Raw genomic sequence first — 20,740 nt, 5'->3', positions numbered from 1 at the left:
GATAGTTGGCAGTATTACCAGAATTAATCCATCGCAATGCCCCCTACAATCATACGATTCACAAATTGTTTCTCATATACATCCTTCTTCCGAGAAAAACACCATGTCCACGTCCGCTAACCAGCCATCATCAACGCCATTAGCACCTGCTTTTACTGCTGCTTTTACAACATTTCACTCAGAAATCAAACGCGACGCATCGCCTCTACGCGCAGCCATCACCGCCGCTTATCGACGCGATGAAGCGCTTGCCGTGCAATGGCTATTGACGCAGATCAAAGATACTTCTGCCACGCATGCGGTGGGACAAAATCTGGCCCGCAAACTGGTTCAAGCAGTCCGGGAAAAGCGGACTCGCGCTTCAGGTGTAGATGCGTTGATGCATCAATTTTCTCTATCGTCTGAAGAGGGTGTGGCGCTGATGTGTCTGGCGGAGGCCTTGCTACGCATTCCCGACAGCCAGACTGCGGACAGATTAATCGCCGACAAGATTAGTAAAGGAGATTGGCGCAGTCATTTAGGCGGATCGCCGTCGATGTTCGTTAATGCGGCAACCTGGGGCTTACTCATCACTGGAAAACTGGTCAGCACAAGTAGCGAAAACAGTTTGAGCTCGGCGTTAACCAAGCTGATCAGCAAAGGCGGCGAACCATTGATACGCAAGGGCGTTGATGTAGCGATGCGCATGCTGGGCAATCAATTTGTCACTGGCCAGACCATCGACGAGGCGCTAAAGAATAGTCGTGAAAATGAAAAACGCGGTTATCGCTATTCGTACGATATGTTGGGTGAAGCTGCGTTAACGGAAGCAGATGCGGCTGCCTACTACCAATCTTATGAAGTCGCGATACACGCGATTGGCCAGGCATCTGCTGGTCGTGGCATTAAAAATGGCCCTGGCATTTCGGTGAAATTATCAGCGTTGCATCCGCGTTATTCCCGCGCCCAAGAACAGCGCGTGATGACGGAATTATTGCCGCGCTTGAAGCAATTGCTGCTACTGGCCAAGCAATACAACATCGGTTTGAATATTGATGCAGAAGAAGCAGATCGCTTGGAACTATCGCTGGATATGATGGAAGCATTGGCGTTTGATGCTGACCTGGCGGGCTTTGAGGGTATCGGTTTTGTGGTGCAGGGTTATCAAAAACGCTGTCCGTTTGTCATCGATTATTTAGCGGACCTGGCACGCCGCAGTGGTCGCAAATTCATGGTGCGTCTGGTAAAAGGCGCGTATTGGGATTCTGAAGTCAAACGCGCGCAAGTCGATGGCATGCCGGGTTATCCGGTTTACACGCGCAAGGTTTACACCGACGTTTCTTACCTCGCTTGCGCCCAAAAATTATTGGCTGCAAGCGATGTGATTTATCCGCAATTCGCTACCCACAATGCGCATACTCTGGCGACGATTTATAGCTGGGCGCAAGAACAGAAAATCACCGATTACGAATTCCAATGTCTGCATGGTATGGGTGAAACGTTGTATGACCAGGTGGTTGGCAAAGAAAATCTGGATAAGCCTTGTCGCATTTATGCACCAGTCGGATCACATCAGACATTGTTGGCATATCTGGTCCGGCGTTTATTGGAAAACGGCGCAAATTCGTCGTTCGTAAATCAAATCGTTGATGAAAGTGTTTCTATCGACAGCTTGATCGCAGACCCGATGGAAGCTGCGCTGAAACTTGGCGGTGAACCGCATCCACATATCCCGTTACCGTCTGCTTTATATGGCGCGGAACGCAAAAACTCTGCAGGGATTGATCTAAGTAATGAAAATACATTACGTGAAATTGATGTGGCTTTCCAAGAGTTTGGGCAGCAACAGTGGCATGCGACCCCACTGATTTCCGAAAAAGAAGTGACAACGAACACTTCAACACCGTTGCAAATTTTAAATCCGGCAGATCGTCGCGATGTCGTTGGTAGCGTGGTCGAAGCCACGGCGGATGATGTCGATCATGCGTTGCATGCAGCGACCAGTTACGCGATGGATTGGCAAACATTGTCGCCTGCTACACGCGCAGCTATGCTAATGAAAGCGGCAGATTTATTTGAAACGCACCAATTGGAATTGATGGCTTTGGCGATCCGCGAAGCCGGAAAATCTTTGCCGAATGCGATTGCAGAAGTCCGCGAAGCGGTGGATTTTTTACGTTATTACGCAGCACAAACTCAGCATAGCCTCAATTCGTTAGCGCTTGGTCCAGTTGTTTGCATTAGCCCTTGGAATTTTCCATTAGCGATTTTTGTCGGTGAAATCAGCGCATCCTTAGCTGCCGGAAACGTCGTGTTGGCCAAGCCAGCGGAACAAACACCATTGATTGCCAGCCGCGCCGTGCAGCTCTTACATCAAGCTGGGATTCCCCATGCCGCGTTGCAGTTATTGCCAGGTCGCGGTGAAATTGTCGGCGCGAGGCTGACTTCTGATCCGCGCATTAAAGGCGTAATTTTTACGGGTTCTACCGAAGTCGCACAATTGATTAATCGTGTGTTGGCAAAACGTGCAGTGGAAGAATCGATTGATTTGCCGTTTATCGCTGAAACCGGTGGTCAGAATGCCCTGATCGTCGATTCCAGTGCACTGCCGGAACAAGTTGTCCTGGACGTGCTCAGTTCTGCATTTGATAGCGCCGGTCAGCGTTGTTCAGCGTTGCGTGTACTGTGCTTGCAAAACGATATCGCTGATCACACGCTGCATATGTTGAAAGGCGCGATGCAAGAACTACGCGTAGGCAATCCGGATCGCCTGGTTACCGATATCGGCCCGGTAATTGACGCCGATGCACAAGCACAATTGCTGACTCATATCGCCAGCATGAAAAAAACTGCCAAAGACTTTTTCCAATTGCCGCTTTCTACGGCTGAAGAAAACGGTACATTTGTGCCGCCTACGCTGATTGAAATTGACTCGCTCGCAGAATTAAAACGCGAGGTATTTGGCCCGGTATTGCACGTAATTCGTTATGCGCGTGAACAATTGCCGAGTCTGGTCGATGCCATCAACGCGACTGGTTATGGATTAACGCTAGGTGTGCATTCACGGATTGATGAAACCATCGACTTCATCACCAGTAAAGCGCATGTCGGCAATATTTATGTGAACCGCAATATTGTCGGCGCAGTGGTTGGCGTACAACCATTCGGCGGCGAAGGTAAATCCGGTATCGGCCCGAAAGCAGGTGGGCCTCTATATCTGAAACGCTTGCAACGTAATCCGGTTGTGTCGCTGGGAGCACATACGATTCATGCTTCAAATAACAAAGCAAAAAATGGCGCCACGGCACTGCAAGCTTTATTACAGTGGGCGACTACGCACGGCCATCAGCGGATTGCTGAACTGGGTGAAAATTATATCCGTCACAGCTGGCTAGGTACTTCTCTGGTGTTGCCGGGGCCGACAGGTGAACGCAACAGTTTATCGTTCGCTCCCCGCGGTGAAATTTTGTGTGGCGCAGCTTCTGTTGGCGCATTGCTTAATCAATTAACGGCCGTGCTTGCGACCGGTAATACGCCGGTGGTTGAAACAAGCGCTGTGGCTTTGATTCCGAATGGCTTGCCAAAAATTGTGCGCGATGCGATACGCATCGCCAATAGCGTGACAAGCGAAGCGGATGTAGCACTTCACCTGGCGTTGGTTGATGGTGCCGATCTGGTTCGTTTGCGTCCATTACTAGCAGCGCGAGACGGGGCTTTGGTGCCGATTTTAGAGACTTCTGAACACGCTGCTATTCCTTTGTGGCGTTTGGTCTCTGAGCGCGCTCTGTGCGTCAATACGACGGCCGCCGGCGGAAATGCCAGTTTGATGACTCTGCAGTCTTAAAGCAAGAAGTCCGCGAGAAACGCATCATGTGCCGCAACAGCGACGTTTTATCACTGTTGCGGCCGTAGCAAACACTGTGCAATGCAGTATTTGCGAGATGTCATAAGCTGCGAAAAAATCTACTCAATGCACTCGGCTTGCAGCTCTTTGTTTGAAGATCAAGAGGCAACCCAAAATGAAACCGAATAGGGCAAGCGATGCTGAATAGCGGCTTAATTCCAGTCCGCCTGCGCTAATCGGTTTATCCAGAAAATCTCCGACTACGGCACCAAGCGGACGGGTGAGAATGAAAGCCGCCCAAAACAGGACCGTACGCGATACCTTGGTTCTGTAATACAGAAAAACGACGAGTGCCAGCATGGCGCTAAATACAATCGCCGCTCCGCTATAGCCAAAGCCGGCCGTGTCCGCCATCCAATCACCTAACGCGGTACCTAAGGTTTGGGAGAACATGATCGTCACCCAATAAAACATCTCGGCTTTCGGCGAATTGACAGTATCCACCGATACCGAGCCAAGAGTGCGATACCAGATAGCCAAAGAACTTAGCAACAAGATAAACAGTAAAGTTGATCCTCCCGCATAACCAATCCCAAGAGAACGATCTGCAAAATCGGCCAGCGTTGTTCCGACTGTTGTCGTTGCAATGATGGTTGCCCAATAGAGAAATGGATGGAATCCTTTCACCCCGATTTGCGCAGCTACAGCAATTAAAAAAATCACTGCAAAAATTATCGTGCCGACCAGATAGCCAAGATTCATCGACATGGTTACGGCGTCGCCACCGGTTTCACCCAGCGTGGTCGCAGCAATTTTTATTATCCAAAAGAGCAAAGTGACTTCTGGAACCTTGCTCAAAGTATGTGCGGTCTTATTGTTCATAGTCTTTCGTTCTGTCGTTGTGGCTGATGGAATTTTTTGTGTGTAAGAAAACTAAACAGCCAATCCGGAAATTGACACTAAAAAGATAACGCGACTGTTCGCGGTATCCAAGCCCAGTCCCTTAATGGTTACAAAAAATTGTTTCCAGTATTCTCCCCAACTAAACTTAGCCCAGCCTTAGATAGCATTTTTGCTTCTCACGAAATCGAATTAATGTAAATTAAATAAGGTACTTTGCTTTCTTGCCGGGGTAATTAATCGACACCATGAAAAATCGCATCATCAGGACCAATATAACGCGGTGATCGCCAGGTTGCGTCGCGCATGGTATGCGCAACTTGCTGATCGACGCCAAGCAAACTAGCGAATATTGCCATTCGGATCGGTATGCCATTATCGGTTTGTCTAAAAATCGCTAATCTTGAATCGTGATTAAGATCAGTACTAAGATCATTCGCTCCCGGCTGACTATCGCGGGGCAGTGGATGCATGATCAAGGTGTGTTGGTCGCAGACATTGTTGATCAATGCAAGATTGATTTGGAAATCAGGCGTGTAGCCTTCAAACACTTCATCCACAAACCTTTCTTTTTGAATCCGCGTGGCATAAACGACGTCCGCGCCTTTCAAGCCTTCTTGCAATACGGAGGTTTGTTCAACGATATTGCCATTTTTTGCCATCTGCTCGACGATGTAAGATGGCATTTCCAGTGATGCCGGGGCGATTAATGTGAATTTGATACCCCGATATAGTGCCAGCAATTTGCTCAGAGAATGTACGGTCCGGCCATATTTCAAATCGCCTACCAAGGCAATATGTGCGCCATCAACCACTTTTCCGAGCCGGGAAAACTCCCTCTGTATGGTGTAAAGATCCAATAGGGCTTGACTAGGATGCTCACCAGGACCATCGCCGCCATTGACCACGGGGATGTTAGTAGCGCGTGCAAATTCGGCTACAGCGCCTTGTTCCGGGTGCCGCACGACCAACGCGTCAACATATCCGCTCATCACTCGGCTGGTGTCATAAATCGATTCGCCTTTGGCCATGGAAGAGAAGGTGAACCCGGTGGTATCGCATACCGAGCCGCCCAAACGGCAAAATGCCGTGGCAAAGCTCACACGCGTGCGTGTGCTGGCTTCAAAAAACAAATTCCCTAATACGGCACCTTCCAGCACCCGCGTGACCTTCTGACGCCGCGCAATCGGTTGCATGACATCTGCCAACCGGAACAAAGTCTCAACAGATTCACGTGAAAATTGACTGACAGATAATAATTGAGGCTTGCCTTCAAAAGAAATCAGATCGGTTGGAAGCTCCAATTGTACGCTATGCGTATATTTTTCACCGAGATTTGCATTGAGAATTTCCGAAACAAAGCGCTCTACGATTTCTGGCATATTTCGAAATTCTGAAGATTCCTCGGGTAATAGCCATGTATCTAAAGCACGACGACCAACACCAATGCGATTTGAAAATGCCTCCCGCGTTAAATTTAACCTACGCATGGCATCACGAAGAAAGACTTGTTGTTGTACGCTCATAAAATTCCCTTCAAAAATATATACGCTATGCGCATAATAATTCTTGAAAATCGAATTTGCAACCGTTTACGTGCCACGAATATGAACAATTGTGGATAAATCTGTGGGTAAGTACTGCTTTTAATGTAAACAACTTCGCTTTTTTATGAACAGCTTTTTTTGTCCAACTTCTATTCTTTTTCCATACAACGATTTCCTTTGCTTTGTCCAAATCTCAACTTGTTGATTTCATAGATTTTTTATGGGTTATCCACAGAAAAGTATGTCGTTAACTATTATCACTATTCATATATATAAACCTGTAAACCTAAAAGCGAAGTTCGTTTTTTTATTTTTTTGAAATTGCTTTTGAAACAATATTTTTAATCCACAAAAACAACGTGAAACACATCGTTTTGACGATATTGTTTTTCAGCCTGTGGATAAGTCTTTGGATAGCTGGTAGCTTTCAATGTGAATAGCTTATGTTTACAGCTGATCAACTATTTTTATTCAGTAATTATTGTTAACAAATACAAGCTTTGCTGGCTATTTATCCTTAGCTTAAACCGTTGTTTACAATAAAAAAAAACGACCTATCCACAGAAAATTCAGGTGTTTACTATTACTACTATTTTTATATATAAATCTTTAAATTAAAGAAGAAACAGATGTTTTTCAAAAAAAACGTTATTTATTGCCTATAAATCAATTTAAATTCGTTTTAGATAATAAATAAACAACGATATTGTCTGTTCGACCATCATTTGTGCTATTGCTTAACTGTAACCGCTCCTATAGTATTTATAGCAATATCAGGCATGTAGACCTAATAGCGTAAAGGAGACCAGGTGAATGACATCATCTTGGAAACAAAAAGCCTGAGTAAAGAGTTCAAGGGTTTTACGGCTGTTAATAACGTCAATTTACAAGTTGAACGTGGCCATATTCATGCCTTGATTGGTCCTAACGGGGCCGGTAAAACAACTTGTTTTAATCTTCTTACCAAATTTTTAGTCCCCACTTCTGGCCAGATTTTGTTTAATGGTCACGACATTACTTCTACTGCTCCAGCGCAGATTTCCCGTATGGGAATTATTCGATCGTTTCAGATTTCTGCTGTCTTTCCTCATCTAACTACCCTCGAAAATGTACGTATCGGCTTACAACGTAAGCTAAATACCTCGTTTCATTTTTGGAAAAGTGCCAATACTTTATCGGCACTTAATGAGAGAGCGATGGCGTTATTGGCAGAAGTCGATCTGGAAAAATTCGCCGATACGCTTGCTGTGGATTTGCCATATGGGCGTAAACGCGCATTGGAAATTGCGACTACATTGGGAATGGATCCTGAGTTGATGTTGCTCGATGAACCTACTCAGGGTATGGGTCATGAAGACGTCGGACGGGTAACCGCACTGATTAAAAAAGTATCAGCGGGACGTACTATCTTGATGGTGGAACACAATATGAATGTGGTTTCCGGCATTTGCGACAAAATCAGCGTGTTGCAACGCGGTGCAATGTTAGCGGAAGGCTCATATGACGAAGTGTCAAAAAATCCATTAGTGGTGGAAGCTTATATGGGCACGACTGACGTTGCATTAGCAGGAGAACATTAATGTCATCTTTGTCTCCTATAGTTGCTGTTCCTTCGTTCCAAACTATTCCTGCATTAAACATCAGCAATTTACAAGCCTGGTATGGCGAAGCACATATTTTGCATAACGTAAATTTGACGGTGCATGCAGGCGAAGTGGTTACTTTGTTGGGTCGAAATGGGGCCGGTAGAACCACGACTTTGCGTGCTGTAATGGGCTTGGTCGGAAAACGTTCTGGCGCTATTCAAATTATGGGGAAGGATGCGATCTCATTAGCGACTTACAAAATTGCACATCTTGGTGTTGGTTATTGTCCTGAAGAACGTGGGATTTTTTCTTCTTTATCGGTTGAAGAAAATTTGTTGCTTCCACCTGTTGTTTCCAAAACTGAAAAGGGTATGTCTATTGCGGAAATTTACGAGATGTTTCCCAATTTATACGAGCGTAGAAATAGTCAAGGCACACGTTTATCGGGAGGAGAACAGCAAATGTTGGCAGTCGCGCGAATATTACGTACCGGTGCGCGTTTGCTGTTACTTGATGAAATTTCAGAAGGTTTAGCGCCCGTGATTGTGCAAGCGTTGGGGCGAATGATTATGACGTTGAAGGAGAAGGGCTACACCATTGTGATGGTGGAACAGAATTTTCGTTTTGCCGCACCATTGGCTGATCGGTTTTATGTGATGGAACACGGCCAGATAGTTGAGACGTTTTCAGCTACTGAATTAGAGCAAAAAATGCCGCTGTTGAATACTTTGTTAGGAGTATAAAAATGGAGAAGACTATGAAAAAATCACTACGTAAAGCAACGAAACCAGCAGCGAAATTCAAAAAAATAGCGTTAACTTCGGTGTGTTTAGCCGCACTTGCCAGCAGTCCTTTTGCAGCGGCACAAATTTCTGGTGATGTTGTGAAGATAGGTTTTATCACCGATATGTCCAGCGTGTATTCGGACATTGATGGTGCTGGCGGCGTAGAAGCAATCAAGATGGCGATTGCGGATATGGGCGGCAGCATTAACGGCAAGAAAATTGAATTGCTGGTCGCTGACCATCAAAATAAAGCAGATATTGCATCGAGCAAAGCCCGTGAATGGTTTGACCGGGATGGCGTCGATATGCTGATCGGCGGCACCAATTCTGGTACCGCATTGGCAATGGCGAAAATTGCGGCAGAAAAGAAAAAACCATTTTTTGAAATTGGCGCCGGTAGCACGCGTTTAACTAACGAGGAATGTACACCCTATACGCTGCATTACGCTTATGACACTTATGCCTTGGGTAAGGGGACTGGCTCAGCAGTAGTAAAACACGGTGGCAAGACCTGGTTTTTTTTAACAGCTGATTATGCATTTGGCGCTTCATTGGAAAAAGACACAACCGCGATCATTAAAGCGGCCGGTGGAACGGTGTTAGGTTCGGTTAAACATCCGTTGAATGCATCGGATTTTTCTTCGTTTTTATTGCAAGCACAGGCGTCGAAAGCGCAAATTATCGGACTGGCAAACGCCGGTGGTGACTTCGTTAATTCAGTCAAAGCGGCGAATGAATTCGGCATAACAAAGACTGCAAAACTGGCCGGCATGTTGGTGTTTATTAATGACATCCATTCGCTGACATTGCAGCAAACGCAAGGAATGTATTTGACCGATAGCTGGTATTGGGATCAGGACGCGGCGTCACGTGCCTGGGCTAAACGTTATTTTGCAAAAATGAATAAAGAGCCATCGAGTTTGCAAGCGGCGGATTATTCGGCAGCCACGCAATATCTGACTGCGGTAAAAGCGATAGGTACGGACGATGGCGAAAAAGTCATCGCACAATTGCGCAAGATGAAGTTTAACGACATGTATACCAAAAATGCCTATCTACGTGCTGATGGTCGAGTCGTGCATGACATGACTTTGTATCAAGTGAAAACGCCGGCTGAATCGAAATATCCCTGGGATTATTTAAACAAGATTCAAACGATTCCTGGTGACCAGGCGTTTATGTCAAAAGCGGATTCTAAGTGCGCAGCCTGGAAATAAATTAATTTCATATGTTACGAAAAGCCATGATCTGACTAGCGTGATTCCCGCACATGCGGGAATCCATTTTACGAGATGCAAAGTGACGTTTACATCATGTTGAGTAATGCGCGAGTACGTTCGACGTTTTTTGAAATTTGATTAAATGTGCCCGGTAGCAGCTTGTTTAACTAAGCAACATGGATTCCCGCGTGCGCGGGAATGACATTGTTTAGATGATGCGCTGTGCGTAACACCAATTATTCAATTGATTCAATTGCGATCCCACTATGGAAATATTCGGCATTCCTGCCTCTGCCTTGATGAGCCAGTTGTTATTGGGGCTAGTCAACGGTTCTTTCTACGCCATGTTGTCACTCGGTCTGGCAGTGATTTTTGGTTTACTGAATGTGATTAATTTTGCCCACGGTGCCTTCTATATGCTGGGCGCGTTTTTGGCATGGATGGGATTAACGTATTTCGGTTTGAATTATTGGGTGATGCTTTTTGTTGGCCCTTTGATCGTTGGCGTATTCGGCATGCTGATTGAACGCACCATGCTGCGCTGGCTTTACAAGCTGGATCATTTATATGGTTTGTTGCTCACTTTTGGGATCACCTTGATGGTGGAAGGAATATTTCGTTCTATCTATGGCGTTTCCGGGCAGCCGTATTCCGCGCCAGAATTGTTAAGTGGTGCGACTGATCTGGGTTTCATGGTGTTACCTAACTATCGTGCCTGGGTTGTGCTGGCGTCGTTGCTGGTGTGTTTTACAACCTGGTTTGTGATTGAAAGAACCAAACTGGGCGCTTATTTGCGCGCCGGTACAGAAAACCCCCAATTGGTCGAAGCTTTCGGTATTAATGTACCGTTAATGGTGACCTTGACTTACGGTTTTGGCGTCGCTTTGGCGGCCTTTGCCGGGGTCTTGGCGGCTCCAGTGATACAAGTCTCGCCCCTCATGGGCTCCAACCTGATTATCGTCGTATTCGCGGTGGTGGTGATCGGTGGTATGGGATCGATTTTGGGTGCGATTGTTACCGGTTTAATGTTGGGAGTGATAGAAGGTTTGACTCGTGTGTTTTATCCGCAAGGTTCGGCAACGGTCGTATTTGTTGTGATGGCAATCGTGTTGGTATTACGGCCAGCCGGTCTGTTTGGTAAGGAAAAATAAAATGAATAAAAAAGCAATTTACCAAATGGGATACGGACTTTTATTCCTAATGGTGTTGGCGGCTCCGTTAGCAATTTATCCGGTTTTCTTAATGAAATTATTGTGCTTTGCTTTGTTTGCATGTGCCTTTAATTTACTCATTGGTTTTACCGGCTTGTTATCGTTTGGTCATGCAGCATTTTTTGGCGGTGCCGGATACATAACGGGCTATGCCTTGAGCTTGTTGGGATTACCAGTCGAAATAAGCTTGCTACTCGGTACATTGTCGGGCGCATTAATAGGCTTGGTAATGGGAAGTTTGGCGATTCGTCGGCAAGGAATTTACTTCACGATGATCACGTTGGCATTGGCGCAAATGGTGTATTTTATTTTCCTTCAGGCACCTTTTGCCGGCGGCGAAGATGGTTTGCAAGGTGTGCCGCGTGGAAAGTTGCTTGGGATGTTGGACTTAAGTAACGACCTGACTTTGTATTACGTTGTCTTGGCGATAGCGATTGCCGCTTTTTTACTCATTACCCGTATAGTAAATTCACCTTTTGGTTTGGTGCTTAAAGCGATCAAAGAGAATGAACCGAGGGCGATTTCTCCGGGCTATGACGTGCATCGCTATAAATTATTGGCCTTCGTATTGTCCGCGGCAATAGCAGGTTTGGCTGGTGCCATGAAAACCGTGGTACTTGGTTTTGAGACATTGACGGACGTGCATTGGACGATGTCCGGTTTAGTGGTGTTGATGACGCTGGTTGGTGGACTTGGCACATTGACAGGTCCAATAGTCGGCGCAGTTATTATTATCCTGCTAGAAAATAAGCTAGGAGATATCGGTAATTGGTTGGCTGCGGTTACCCATATTGATTGGTTTAACAGTCTGGATGAATCGGTCACCATCGTCACGGGTTTTATTTTTATAGTCTGCGTGTTGGCATTTCGGCGCGGCATAGTCGGAGAGTTGGGCGCGCTGTTGAAAAAGCATTTACCCACGCATTAACTAGCGATCGATTTGGAATTAAAGCGATAGTTTTTAAAAGCCCGCATCACCAGTGCGGGCTTTGTTGTTTTGTGAAAGTGTTAAGTTCTGCATTTATAATGTTGTTTCTACTCAATGTCTCTATAACTCCTGATTTTTCTTATGTTTGATTTCCTACTGCTAGGTTGCGCTGCTTTTATTGCTGGATTAATTGATGCCGTAGTTGGAGGAGGGGGCCTGGTTCAAATCCCGGCTTTATTTTCGATGTTACCTAATACTGCGCCAGCAACCATCTTTGGTACCAATAAATTGGCTGGTATCTTTGGTACTAGTGCGGCAGCGATCAATTTTAGCAGACGCGTAAAAATTGCCTGGAGTGCGGCACTGCCAGCAGCAGGTGCCGCCTTTGCTCTTGCATTTTTAGGTGCGTACACCGTTACGCATATTCCAACGGAAGCAATCCGTAAAACTCTGCCTTTTATCTTATTGGCTGTCGCGCTCTATACCTACAAAAAGAAAGACTTCGGCAGTATCCATGCGCCACTGCATACGGGAATGAAAGAGAAGCTTCTGGCAATTTGTATTGGCGGAAGTATTGGTTTTTATGACGGCGTATTTGGACCAGGTACAGGTAGCTTCTTAATTTTCTTATTTATACGTTTTTTTGGTTACGATTTTTTAGGAGCTTCTGCGGTTTCCAAAGTGATTAATGTGGCGACAAATCTGGCTGCATTGTTATGGTTTGGCTACAGCGGACATATAATTTGGCAGTTGGGTATATTGATGGCGATCTGTAATGTTGCTGGTTCACTGGTGGGAACGCGACTTGCGATTAAGCATGGCAGTGCTTTTGTCCGCAAATTGTTTTTAGTTGTGGTGTCAGTATTAATCGTTAAGACTGCTTATGATGCTTTTTTCAAGTGAGTGAATTTCGATTGTTTCACGTGAAACAATCGTTCTTGGTTTTACATGTTCGTTAATATTTATATAAATCGTTGATTGTTTCACGTGAAACATTGGTTGCTAAACAACGCGATTGAGGATTGTAATGTAAGTGTTGACCCAGAAAACGGGCGAGTGGTGTGAAATGGAATTATAATCACGCCTCTGTTCACCCGTCTCATCGAGGCGCATTATGCTATTTCCTACAAAATTTGATGTCATTGTTGTCGGCGGCGGTCACGCCGGCACCGAAGCTGCCCTTGCTTCTGCACGCATGGGCCAAAAAACTTTACTGCTCACTCACAATATCGAGACCTTAGGTCAGATGTCCTGCAATCCATCAATTGGTGGAATTGGCAAAGGGCATCTGGTTAAAGAGGTCGATGCGATGGGCGGGGCAATGGCCATTGCAACCGATGAAGCGGGTATCCAGTTTCGTATTCTGAACTCTTCAAAAGGCCCAGCGGTGCGCGCTACTCGTGCGCAAGCCGACCGTATCCTCTATAAGCAGGCGATTCGCTCACGCCTGGAAAATCAACCCAATCTTTGGTTATTCCAACAAGCGGTCGATGATCTCTTGGTTGAGGGTGATCGCGTAATTGGCGCGGTAACGCAAATCGGTATTAAATTTCTGAGTAGTGCAGTAGTACTGACTGCAGGTACATTCCTGGATGGAAAAATCCACGTAGGCTTAAATAACTATGCAGCGGGCAGGGCGGGTGATCCGCCAGCGATTTCACTATCGGCACGTTTGAAAGAATTGAAGTTGCCACAGGGGCGCTTGAAAACCGGAACACCTCCACGAATAGATGGACGGACTATCGATTTTTCTGTAATGCAAGCGCAACCGAGTGATTTGGACCCGGTGCCCGTATTTTCCGTGATGGGTAAGGCCGCTATGCATCCAGAGCAATTGCCATGCTGGATTACGCATACCAATTTGCAAACGCACGACATTATCCGATCCGGCTTAGATCGTAGTCCTATGTACACCGGCGTGATTGAAGGTGTCGGCCCACGGTATTGCCCATCGATCGAAGACAAAATTCACCGTTTTGCCGGGAAAGAGTCGCACCAGATATTCCTGGAGCCAGAAGGCTTGACGACCAATGAGTACTATCCAAATGGTATTTCAACCAGCTTACCGTTCGATGTGCAATTAGCCTTAGTCCAATCTATGCGTGGTTTGGAAAACGCGCATATTTTGCGCCCGGGATATGCGATTGAATACGATTATTTCGATCCACGTGGATTAAAAGCCTCGTTGGAAACCAAGCAAATCAGTGGCTTGTATTTCGCAGGTCAGATCAACGGCACTACTGGTTATGAAGAGGCCGCGGCACAGGGCATGCTGGCAGGTATAAATGCTGCACTGCAAACACAAGAACGCGATGCCTGGACTCCGCGACGCGATGAAGCGTATCTAGGCGTACTAGTTGATGATTTGATCACGCAAGGTGTATTGGAGCCTTATCGTATGTTCACTAGCCGTGCCGAGTATCGTCTGAGTTTACGTGAAGACAATGCCGACATGCGATTGACTGAAATTGGCCGTGAGTTGGGTTGCGTTAGCGATCAGCAATGGGCACAGTTTGAGCAAAAACGCGAAACAGTCGCGCGCGAGTTGGAGCGACTGAAGTCAACGTGGGTTAGTCCAAAATTAGTGTCGGCAGTTGAGTCGGAGCGCGTCGCGGGTAAGGCAATTGAGAGAGAATACACTTTGCTCGATTTGCTGCGTCGACCTAACGTCAGTTACGATCACTTGATGACCTTAAAAGGTATTGAAGGTCAAGATTTGGCTGGTCCAGGTCTGGAAGATGATATCTTCAAAGAGCAGGTGGAGATTCAGGTGAAATACGCAGGCTATATCGACCGTCAGGCAAAGGAAGTAGAGCGGCATGAGCATAGTGAGAACTTGAAATTGCCTGCCGACCTTGATTATCTGGATGTGCAAGCGTTATCGATGGAAGTGCGGCAAAAACTGAACCAACATAAGCCAGAAACGTTCGGCCAGGCTTCGCGGATTGCGGGTGTAACGCCAGCGGCATTATCGTTGTTATTGGTGCATCTTAAAAAAGATGGCATGAGACGATTAAGTGCCGAGAATAAAAGTGATGAAAATAACAATAATGAGGCTGCTTGATGTCTGCTGAAGCAATGCATGCAACCTTATTAGCAGGTGCTGAAAAATGTGGTGTTACGCTGAATCAAGACCAGCAGCAGAAATTATTGGCGTATCTGGAATTGTTATCGAAATGGAACCGCACTTATAACCTCACCGCTATTCGAGATCCCGAGCAAATGATGACGCACCATTTGCTCGATTCGCTGGCAGTGATTCCCGCATTCAGGGACGCAAAAAATGTGTTGGATGTTGGTGCCGGAGGCGGTTTACCGGGCATGATATTAGCAATTTGGGCGTTATCTGCGCAGCCGGAAATGCGCGTGTCCATGGTCGACACGGTACATAAAAAAACCGCATTTTTGACGCAGGTCAAAGCAGAGTTGATGTTGACCAATGTCAGTGTACATACGGCACGCGTAGAGCAATTACAGGTAAAGCAGAAATTTGATGTGATTACTTCGCGCGCATTTGCGGAACTAGCCGATTTTATCAATTGGTCTGCGCATTTGTTAGCCGATGACGGTCAGTTCATTGCGCTTAAAGGTGTACGACCTGAAGCAGAAATTTCTAATTTGCCGGCAGGTTGGGTTGTGACTGAAATCAGACCAATTGTTGTTCCTGGCTTGGATGCGGAACGGCATTTGATTTTTATTCAAAGAGAAGTCAGTGGAAAGTAAGCGATGAGTATTTTCTTTCATACACTTGGTATCACCGATGTCTGGCAATTGATTGCCGCGACCATCGTGTTTTTGATGTTGCCTGGAGCAGGCACATTTTGTATTTTGAGTAGTGCCAGCAAGAATGGCTTGCGTGCCGGATTCTCTACCGTTGCAGGCGTCATGATGGGCGACATGGTGTTAATGTTTTTGGCCGCCATCGGCGTTGCTGCGTTGTTGCATGCGAACCCTTTAGTCTTTAAAGCGGTGCAGTATGTGGGTGCAATCTATTTGGCTTATCTTGGTTTTAAATTGTTACGTGAAAAAAAACAAGAGAGCAGTGCGGTCGGAGTCGAAACAATCCCAGCGACAGAAACGACTTTAAAGATTGAAGAATGGCGTCGCGGTTTTTTTGTGACGTTAATGAATCCCAAAGCAATTATTTTTTACATGGCTTTTTTCCCTTTGTTCATCGATCCAACCATGCATCGCGGAAGCCTCACATTTTTAACCATGGGCATGATCATTAGCAGTTGCACTTTGGTGTACGGCACCATGCTAACTCTGGTTGGTAATGCAGCCGCTAAAAGTTTGGCGCGCCATCGTCGTATCGCTGCCTTTGCAACAAAAGCAGCGGGACTTTTTCTGATAGCTTTCGGTATCAAATTGACGACAAGTTAAATCGTATAAATAATTTAGTTCGAATTGAGCTCGGAACAAATCTGAATTAAGTTTGAAATAAGCCGCTCGTTAAACCACTTAACAATAAAATCAACACATGGCAAAAATCTTCTGCGTCGCAAATCAAAAAGGTGGAGTAGGAAAAACCACAACAGCTGTTAATTTGGCAGCTGGCCTGGCGCAATTAAATCAACGCGTATTGCTGGCCGATCTTGATCCTCAAGGTAATGCGACGATGGGCGCGGGTATTAATAAAGCCGATTTGAAAGCAACGATTTATCAAGTCTTGCTCGGCATGTCGGATATTAAAGGTGTACGTGTCACATCAGAAACCGGCAAGTTTGATGTATTACCTGCGAACCGTGAGTTGGCCGGTGCTGAAGTTGAGATGGTGGAACTGGAAAATCGAGAAAAGCGTTTGAAGGATGCTTTTGCATTGGTGGCCGATGAGTACGATTTTATTTTAATCGACTGCCCACCGGCATTGTCGCTGCTGACTTTAAATGGTTTGTGCGCTGCCAACGGCGTCATCATTCCTATGCAGTGTGAATATTATGCGTTGGAAGGTTTATCGGATTTGGTCAACACCATTAAAAAGGTGCATGCCAATCTGAACCCTGATTTGAAAATTATCGGTTTGTTGCGCGTGATGTTTGATCCGCGGATGACCTTGTCGCAACAAGTGTCTAGTGAATTGGAAAGTCATTTCGGCGATAAAGTATTTAAAACCGTCATCCCACGTAATGTCCGTTTAGCTGAAGCGCCGTCGTATGGTTTACCGGGTGTGGTATTTGATCCTGCCTCCAAGGGCGCACAAGCCTACATTGAGTTTGGCGCGGAAATGGTAGAGCGTATCAAGACTATGTAAAAGTAGTAATACGCAGCATGCAGCAGGGCAGAACAATAATTTATTGAGTAATGCAAAAATAGCGAACACAAAATGGTCACGAAAAAATCTAAAGGTTTAGGGCGCGGGTTAGATGCGCTGTTGGGTGGATCTGTTGATATCACTGAAGCGGTACCGACGATTCCTGGTGCGCCATCCGTGTTGCAAGTAACGCAGATGCAGGCGGGTAAATATCAACCGCGTACTCGTATGGATGAAGGTGCGCTCACTGAGTTAGCCGCTTCGATTAAAGAACAAGGTTTGTTGCAGCCAATTTTGGTACGTCCGATCGCAGCATCAGACAAATTACAAAACGGTGCGCAGCATTACGAAATTATTGCGGGTGAACGACGCTTTCGTGCGGCGCAAATTGCCGGGTTAACGGAAGTGCCGGTGTTGGTCAAAGATGTGGATGACCAAGCCACTGCAGCGATGGCGTTGATTGAGAATATTCAACGTGAAGATTTAAATCCGCTGGAAGAAGCGCAAGGCATACACAGACTGATTACGGATTTTAATTTCACGCATGAACAAGCCGCGCTGTCGGTAGGTCGTTCACGCAGTGCCGTATCGAATTTATTGCGCTTGTTAAATTTGGCTAAGCCAGTGCAAACCATGTTGATGGCAGGTGATATTGATATGGGGCATGCACGGGCGTTATTGGCAGTCGACGCTGCCACACAAATTACGTTGGCCAATCAGGTAGTGGCAAAACGCATGTCGGTACGCGATGCTGAAAAATTAGTCACGCGCACCATCGCCGAACAAACCGATGTAATTCGCCCTGCAGTTAAGAGTAAAGAAAAATCGCGCGATATTGCGCGATTGGAAGAAGAACTGTCAGATACGTTGGCGACGCAAGTAACGATTAAAACCAACGGCAAAAATCGTGGACAACTGATTATTGATTTTGCTGATCTGGATGCTTTGGATGAATTGATCGCACGTTTAAAAGGTGTTGAGCAGGAAGCTTAAAGTTATATCGGATACAAAGTGTGATGATGTAGATGCAGAAAGTGTGTGTTTGAGTAAGAAACTGATGTTACGTATACGCATAATCTAACTACCGTCATTCCCGCGAATGCGGGAATGACGGTGAGATGTGCCTAACATAGATAAGTAGTTTAACTATTTACGACATTTAATCGACATGACTACAGATACTGGCTCTGCAACTATTTTATTGTTACCCGGCCTGAACAATTCAGGAGAAGGGCATTGGCAAACGCTTTGGGAACAAATATTGCCGAATGCACATCGCGTGGATCAGGAAGAGTGGGATGCACCTTCCAGAGAAACATGGGTGGAGCAGTTAGACACAGTCATCAAATCCGCAACGACACCAGTAATTTTGGTGGCGCATAGTCTGGGGTGTATGTTGGCCGTTTGGTGGGCGCAGCAACATGGCGAGCAAGCACATGCCAATAAAGTAAAAGGCGCATTGCTGGTAGCGTTACCAGATGTTGAGCGCGAAGAGTTTCCGAAAGACGTGCGCGGTTTTGCACCGGTGCCACAGTCGGTATTGCCATTTAAGAGTATTGTCGTTGCTTCCTCTGATGATCCTTGGGGCGCTTTGCCTCGGGCGCAGTCCTGGGCTGCTGCGTGGGACGCAGATTTTCACGATATTGGTGCACGCGGCCATATCAATTCGACCAGTGGTTTGGGTGATTGGCCGCAAGGACGTGTTTGGTTGGAGCAACTGGTTGTCGCTAAATGTACATAAACCTGTCGTTTAGTTCCGTATATGCATATGATTCTGCTGGTAAAGTTTGACGAAGCGGCTGCGCTGACCGTATAATCCTCGGGCTTCTAAAACTGCCGTAAGCGCACTATTCTGGGTGCCCTGTTTTGTCAACAAAGGAGACAATATGTTACGCATTGTTTTCTGGCAATTCGTGGTGACGGTAGTAGTCGCAGTCGTAGCTGGATTATTGGGGGGGACCCCCGGTTTTCTTTCTGCATTATTTGGCGGTGTGTGTTGTGCAGTACCAAATGGTCTGTTTGCTGCCCGTCTTTACTTCAGCGCGCGTAAGCCCGGTGGAGCTAATCCGATGTCCTTTTTCATCGGGGAGTTTGTCAAAATTGCTACAACAGTTGCGCTGATGGGCGCAGTTGTCTGGTTGTATCACGATATAAATTGGCTGGCATTTATTGCCGCCTTTATCGTGGTACTGAAAAGTTACCTCATCTTACTGTTTAGACGCCGATCATGACTGCAGCTGCAAACGACGCACTTACCCCTTCCGAATATATTGTCCATCATCTTGGACATCTCTCCAACGGTCATCAAACCAAGATCGTTGATTTTTCTATCCTCAATATCGATACCATTTTCTGGTCCGTTTTTGCCGGTGTGGTTGGTTGTGGATTAATGTATTTAGCAGCACGCAAGGCAACTGCGGGCGTACCTGGCCGTTTTCAAGCCTTCGTTGAAATGATTGTTGAAATGGTGGAGGATCAATCCAAAGCCATCGTTCACGGCGATCGCAGTTTCATTGCCCCACTCGCTTTGACAGTCTTTGTCTGGGTTGCATTGATGAACTCGCTCGACTTCTTGCCAGTTGACATGTTTTCCTCATTGTTCAAATTGGTTGGTCTGGATGGTCTGATTTCTCATCATCGCGTGGTACCAACTGCTGACCTGAACGGCACTATGGGGATTGCCTTAGGCATTCTGGTGTTAATGCTGTATTACAGTGTCAAAATCAAAGGCTTGGGCGGTTTTATTCATGAATTATTCGCTGCACCTTTCGGTATCTGGTTAGCGCCGTTTAATTTATTACTGAACTTGATCGAATTCGCTGCAAAAACTGTTTCTCTGGCGATGCGACTATTCGGCAATATGTATGCCGGTGAATTGTTGTTCTTGTTGATCGCATTGCTGGGTGCTACAGCAACAGGTTTTGGCTTTGTTGGGCAAGTGATAGCAGGTTCTGTTTGGGCGATCTTCCACATCTTGATCGTGTTGTTGCAAGCATTTATTTTCATGATGTTGACCCTGGTATATATCGGTCAGGCACATGAGAAGCATTAATTAAATAAAAAAGTAGAAAATATCGTTAAAAGCGATATCAGTATTTCAGTTTTAGTATCAGCAGTTTTGTGTATTTTGTATTGCCTTTCGTATTAACTTTAACTTTGAAGGAATTGTCATGACGGATCTATCTTTTGTTGCTTTGGCTTGTGGTTTGATCATCGGTCTGGGTGCTATCGGTGCTTGTATCGGTATCGCTATCATGGGTGGTAAATACCTGGAAGCGTCAGCACGTCAACCAGAATTGATGAACACATTGCAAACAAAAATGTTCCTGTTGGCTGGTTTGATCGACGCTGCGTTCTTGATCGGTGTTGGTATCGCCATGTTGTTCGCGTTCGCAAATCCGTTCGTTCCTAAGTAATTTGAGCGGCTTACCGCAAAGATTTAATCTAGCGTTAAGCCACATTCTCATGCCGAATCAGTTGATTCGGCAC

At 46.0% G+C, this 20,740-nt stretch carries 18 protein-coding genes; 16 read left to right on the top strand and 2 right to left on the bottom strand.

Features of this window, described 5'->3' with window-relative positions:
* Positions 1-103: 103 nt before the first annotated feature.
* Entirely contained in the window at positions 104-3,823 is a 3,720-nt protein-coding gene (putA, locus tag GEV47_RS10285) for a trifunctional transcriptional regulator/proline dehydrogenase/L-glutamate gamma-semialdehyde dehydrogenase (RefSeq protein ID WP_153234658.1), read from the top strand.
* A 123-nt stretch (positions 3,824-3,946) separates the two neighbouring features.
* Here the strand turns inward: putA and GEV47_RS10280 are convergent, their stop codons facing one another.
* Positions 3,947-4,705 carry a COG4705 family protein gene (locus GEV47_RS10280; RefSeq protein WP_153234657.1) on the bottom strand — a complete coding sequence of 253 codons (759 nt, stop codon included), beginning with the start codon at positions 4,703-4,705 and terminating at the stop codon, positions 3,947-3,949.
* A gap of 254 nt (positions 4,706-4,959) precedes the next feature.
* Positions 4,960-6,249: an aspartate carbamoyltransferase gene (locus GEV47_RS10275; RefSeq protein ID WP_153234656.1), complete on the bottom strand. Its 1,290-nt coding sequence runs from the start codon at positions 6,247-6,249 to the stop codon at positions 4,960-4,962.
* An 830-nt stretch (positions 6,250-7,079) separates the two neighbouring features.
* On the opposite strand from GEV47_RS10275, the gene GEV47_RS10270 reads away from it, so the two are divergent.
* The 15 genes from GEV47_RS10270 to atpE all read left to right on the top strand — a co-directional run bounded on the left by GEV47_RS10270 (position 7,080) and on the right by atpE (position 20,667).
* Complete coding sequence (locus GEV47_RS10270; protein WP_322741608.1) at positions 7,080-7,850, top strand: ABC transporter ATP-binding protein; 771 nt, start codon at positions 7,080-7,082, stop codon at positions 7,848-7,850.
* A complete protein-coding gene (locus GEV47_RS10265) occupies positions 7,850-8,599 on the top strand; it encodes an ABC transporter ATP-binding protein (protein WP_153234655.1) in 750 nt (249 codons plus the stop codon). The genes GEV47_RS10270 and GEV47_RS10265 overlap by 1 nt, the downstream gene beginning before the upstream one ends.
* A gap of 14 nt (positions 8,600-8,613) precedes the next feature.
* Positions 8,614-9,858, top strand: a complete 1,245-nt coding sequence (locus GEV47_RS10260; RefSeq protein ID WP_153234654.1) for an ABC transporter substrate-binding protein — start codon at positions 8,614-8,616, stop codon at positions 9,856-9,858.
* Between the two features lie 269 nt (positions 9,859-10,127).
* On the top strand, positions 10,128-11,012 hold the full coding sequence (locus GEV47_RS10255; RefSeq protein WP_153234653.1) for a branched-chain amino acid ABC transporter permease: 885 nt from the start codon (positions 10,128-10,130) through the stop codon (positions 11,010-11,012).
* A 1-nt stretch (position 11,013) separates the two neighbouring features.
* Positions 11,014-12,000, top strand: a complete 987-nt coding sequence (locus GEV47_RS10250) for a branched-chain amino acid ABC transporter permease (RefSeq protein ID WP_153234652.1) — start codon at positions 11,014-11,016, stop codon at positions 11,998-12,000.
* 141 nt (positions 12,001-12,141) lie between these two features.
* Positions 12,142-12,903 carry a sulfite exporter TauE/SafE family protein gene (locus GEV47_RS10245; protein ID WP_153234651.1) on the top strand — a complete coding sequence of 254 codons (762 nt, stop codon included), beginning with the start codon at positions 12,142-12,144 and terminating at the stop codon, positions 12,901-12,903.
* 211 nt (positions 12,904-13,114) lie between these two features.
* The gene (mnmG, locus tag GEV47_RS10240; protein WP_153234650.1) at positions 13,115-15,064 is read left to right on the top strand and encodes a tRNA uridine-5-carboxymethylaminomethyl(34) synthesis enzyme MnmG; all 1,950 of its coding nucleotides are present in this window, start codon (positions 13,115-13,117) and stop codon (positions 15,062-15,064) included.
* 14 nt (positions 15,065-15,078) lie between these two features.
* On the top strand, positions 15,079-15,723 hold the full coding sequence (gene rsmG / locus GEV47_RS10235) for a 16S rRNA (guanine(527)-N(7))-methyltransferase RsmG (protein WP_407646228.1): 645 nt from the start codon (positions 15,079-15,081) through the stop codon (positions 15,721-15,723).
* A gap of 3 nt (positions 15,724-15,726) precedes the next feature.
* On the top strand, positions 15,727-16,383 hold the full coding sequence (gene leuE, locus GEV47_RS10230; RefSeq protein WP_153234648.1) for a leucine efflux protein LeuE: 657 nt from the start codon (positions 15,727-15,729) through the stop codon (positions 16,381-16,383).
* A 97-nt stretch (positions 16,384-16,480) separates the two neighbouring features.
* Positions 16,481-17,251 (top strand): ParA family protein, encoded by a 771-nt coding sequence (locus GEV47_RS10225; RefSeq protein ID WP_153234647.1) that lies wholly within the window; start codon positions 16,481-16,483, stop codon positions 17,249-17,251.
* A gap of 72 nt (positions 17,252-17,323) precedes the next feature.
* Entirely contained in the window at positions 17,324-18,244 is a 921-nt protein-coding gene (locus GEV47_RS10220; protein ID WP_153234646.1) for a ParB/RepB/Spo0J family partition protein, read from the top strand.
* A 175-nt stretch (positions 18,245-18,419) separates the two neighbouring features.
* Positions 18,420-18,992, top strand: a complete 573-nt coding sequence (locus GEV47_RS10215; protein WP_153234645.1) for an RBBP9/YdeN family alpha/beta hydrolase — start codon at positions 18,420-18,422, stop codon at positions 18,990-18,992.
* 145 nt (positions 18,993-19,137) lie between these two features.
* A complete protein-coding gene (locus GEV47_RS10210) occupies positions 19,138-19,482 on the top strand; it encodes an ATP synthase subunit I (RefSeq protein WP_153234644.1) in 345 nt (114 codons plus the stop codon).
* Positions 19,479-20,303, top strand: coding sequence for a F0F1 ATP synthase subunit A (gene atpB / locus GEV47_RS10205; protein ID WP_153234643.1), 825 nt, complete (start codon positions 19,479-19,481; stop codon positions 20,301-20,303). The genes GEV47_RS10210 and atpB overlap by 4 nt, the downstream gene beginning before the upstream one ends.
* A gap of 118 nt (positions 20,304-20,421) precedes the next feature.
* A complete protein-coding gene (gene atpE / locus GEV47_RS10200) occupies positions 20,422-20,667 on the top strand; it encodes a F0F1 ATP synthase subunit C (RefSeq protein WP_038494309.1) in 246 nt (81 codons plus the stop codon).
* Positions 20,668-20,740 lie beyond the last annotated feature (73 nt).

The sequence above is a fragment of the Glaciimonas soli genome, assembly GCF_009497155.1.
Lineage (GTDB): Bacteria > Pseudomonadota > Gammaproteobacteria > Burkholderiales > Burkholderiaceae_D > Glaciimonas > Glaciimonas soli.
This window is presented reverse-complemented; position numbering and strand designations above follow the sequence as displayed.

What these genes read in the sequence shown, in the direction of transcription:
- putA (WP_153234658.1), top strand. Translation starts at nt 104, where the DNA reads ATGTCCACGTCCGCTAACCAGCCATCATCAACGCCATTAGCACCTGCT.
- GEV47_RS10280 (WP_153234657.1), bottom strand. Translation starts at nt 4,705, where the DNA reads ATGAACAATAAGACCGCACATACTTTGAGCAAGGTTCCAGAAGTCACT.
- GEV47_RS10275 (WP_153234656.1), bottom strand. Translation starts at nt 6,249, where the DNA reads ATGAGCGTACAACAACAAGTCTTTCTTCGTGATGCCATGCGTAGGTTA.
- GEV47_RS10265 (WP_153234655.1), top strand. Translation starts at nt 7,850, where the DNA reads ATGTCATCTTTGTCTCCTATAGTTGCTGTTCCTTCGTTCCAAACTATT.
- GEV47_RS10260 (WP_153234654.1), top strand. Translation starts at nt 8,614, where the DNA reads ATGAAAAAATCACTACGTAAAGCAACGAAACCAGCAGCGAAATTCAAA.
- GEV47_RS10255 (WP_153234653.1), top strand. Translation starts at nt 10,128, where the DNA reads ATGGAAATATTCGGCATTCCTGCCTCTGCCTTGATGAGCCAGTTGTTA.
- GEV47_RS10250 (WP_153234652.1), top strand. Translation starts at nt 11,014, where the DNA reads ATGAATAAAAAAGCAATTTACCAAATGGGATACGGACTTTTATTCCTA.
- GEV47_RS10245 (WP_153234651.1), top strand. Translation starts at nt 12,142, where the DNA reads ATGTTTGATTTCCTACTGCTAGGTTGCGCTGCTTTTATTGCTGGATTA.
- mnmG (WP_153234650.1), top strand. Translation starts at nt 13,115, where the DNA reads ATGCTATTTCCTACAAAATTTGATGTCATTGTTGTCGGCGGCGGTCAC.
- rsmG (WP_407646228.1), top strand. Translation starts at nt 15,079, where the DNA reads ATGCATGCAACCTTATTAGCAGGTGCTGAAAAATGTGGTGTTACGCTG.
- leuE (WP_153234648.1), top strand. Translation starts at nt 15,727, where the DNA reads ATGAGTATTTTCTTTCATACACTTGGTATCACCGATGTCTGGCAATTG.
- GEV47_RS10225 (WP_153234647.1), top strand. Translation starts at nt 16,481, where the DNA reads ATGGCAAAAATCTTCTGCGTCGCAAATCAAAAAGGTGGAGTAGGAAAA.
- GEV47_RS10220 (WP_153234646.1), top strand. Translation starts at nt 17,324, where the DNA reads ATGGTCACGAAAAAATCTAAAGGTTTAGGGCGCGGGTTAGATGCGCTG.
- GEV47_RS10215 (WP_153234645.1), top strand. Translation starts at nt 18,420, where the DNA reads ATGACTACAGATACTGGCTCTGCAACTATTTTATTGTTACCCGGCCTG.
- GEV47_RS10210 (WP_153234644.1), top strand. Translation starts at nt 19,138, where the DNA reads ATGTTACGCATTGTTTTCTGGCAATTCGTGGTGACGGTAGTAGTCGCA.
- atpB (WP_153234643.1), top strand. Translation starts at nt 19,479, where the DNA reads ATGACTGCAGCTGCAAACGACGCACTTACCCCTTCCGAATATATTGTC.
- atpE (WP_038494309.1), top strand. Translation starts at nt 20,422, where the DNA reads ATGACGGATCTATCTTTTGTTGCTTTGGCTTGTGGTTTGATCATCGGT.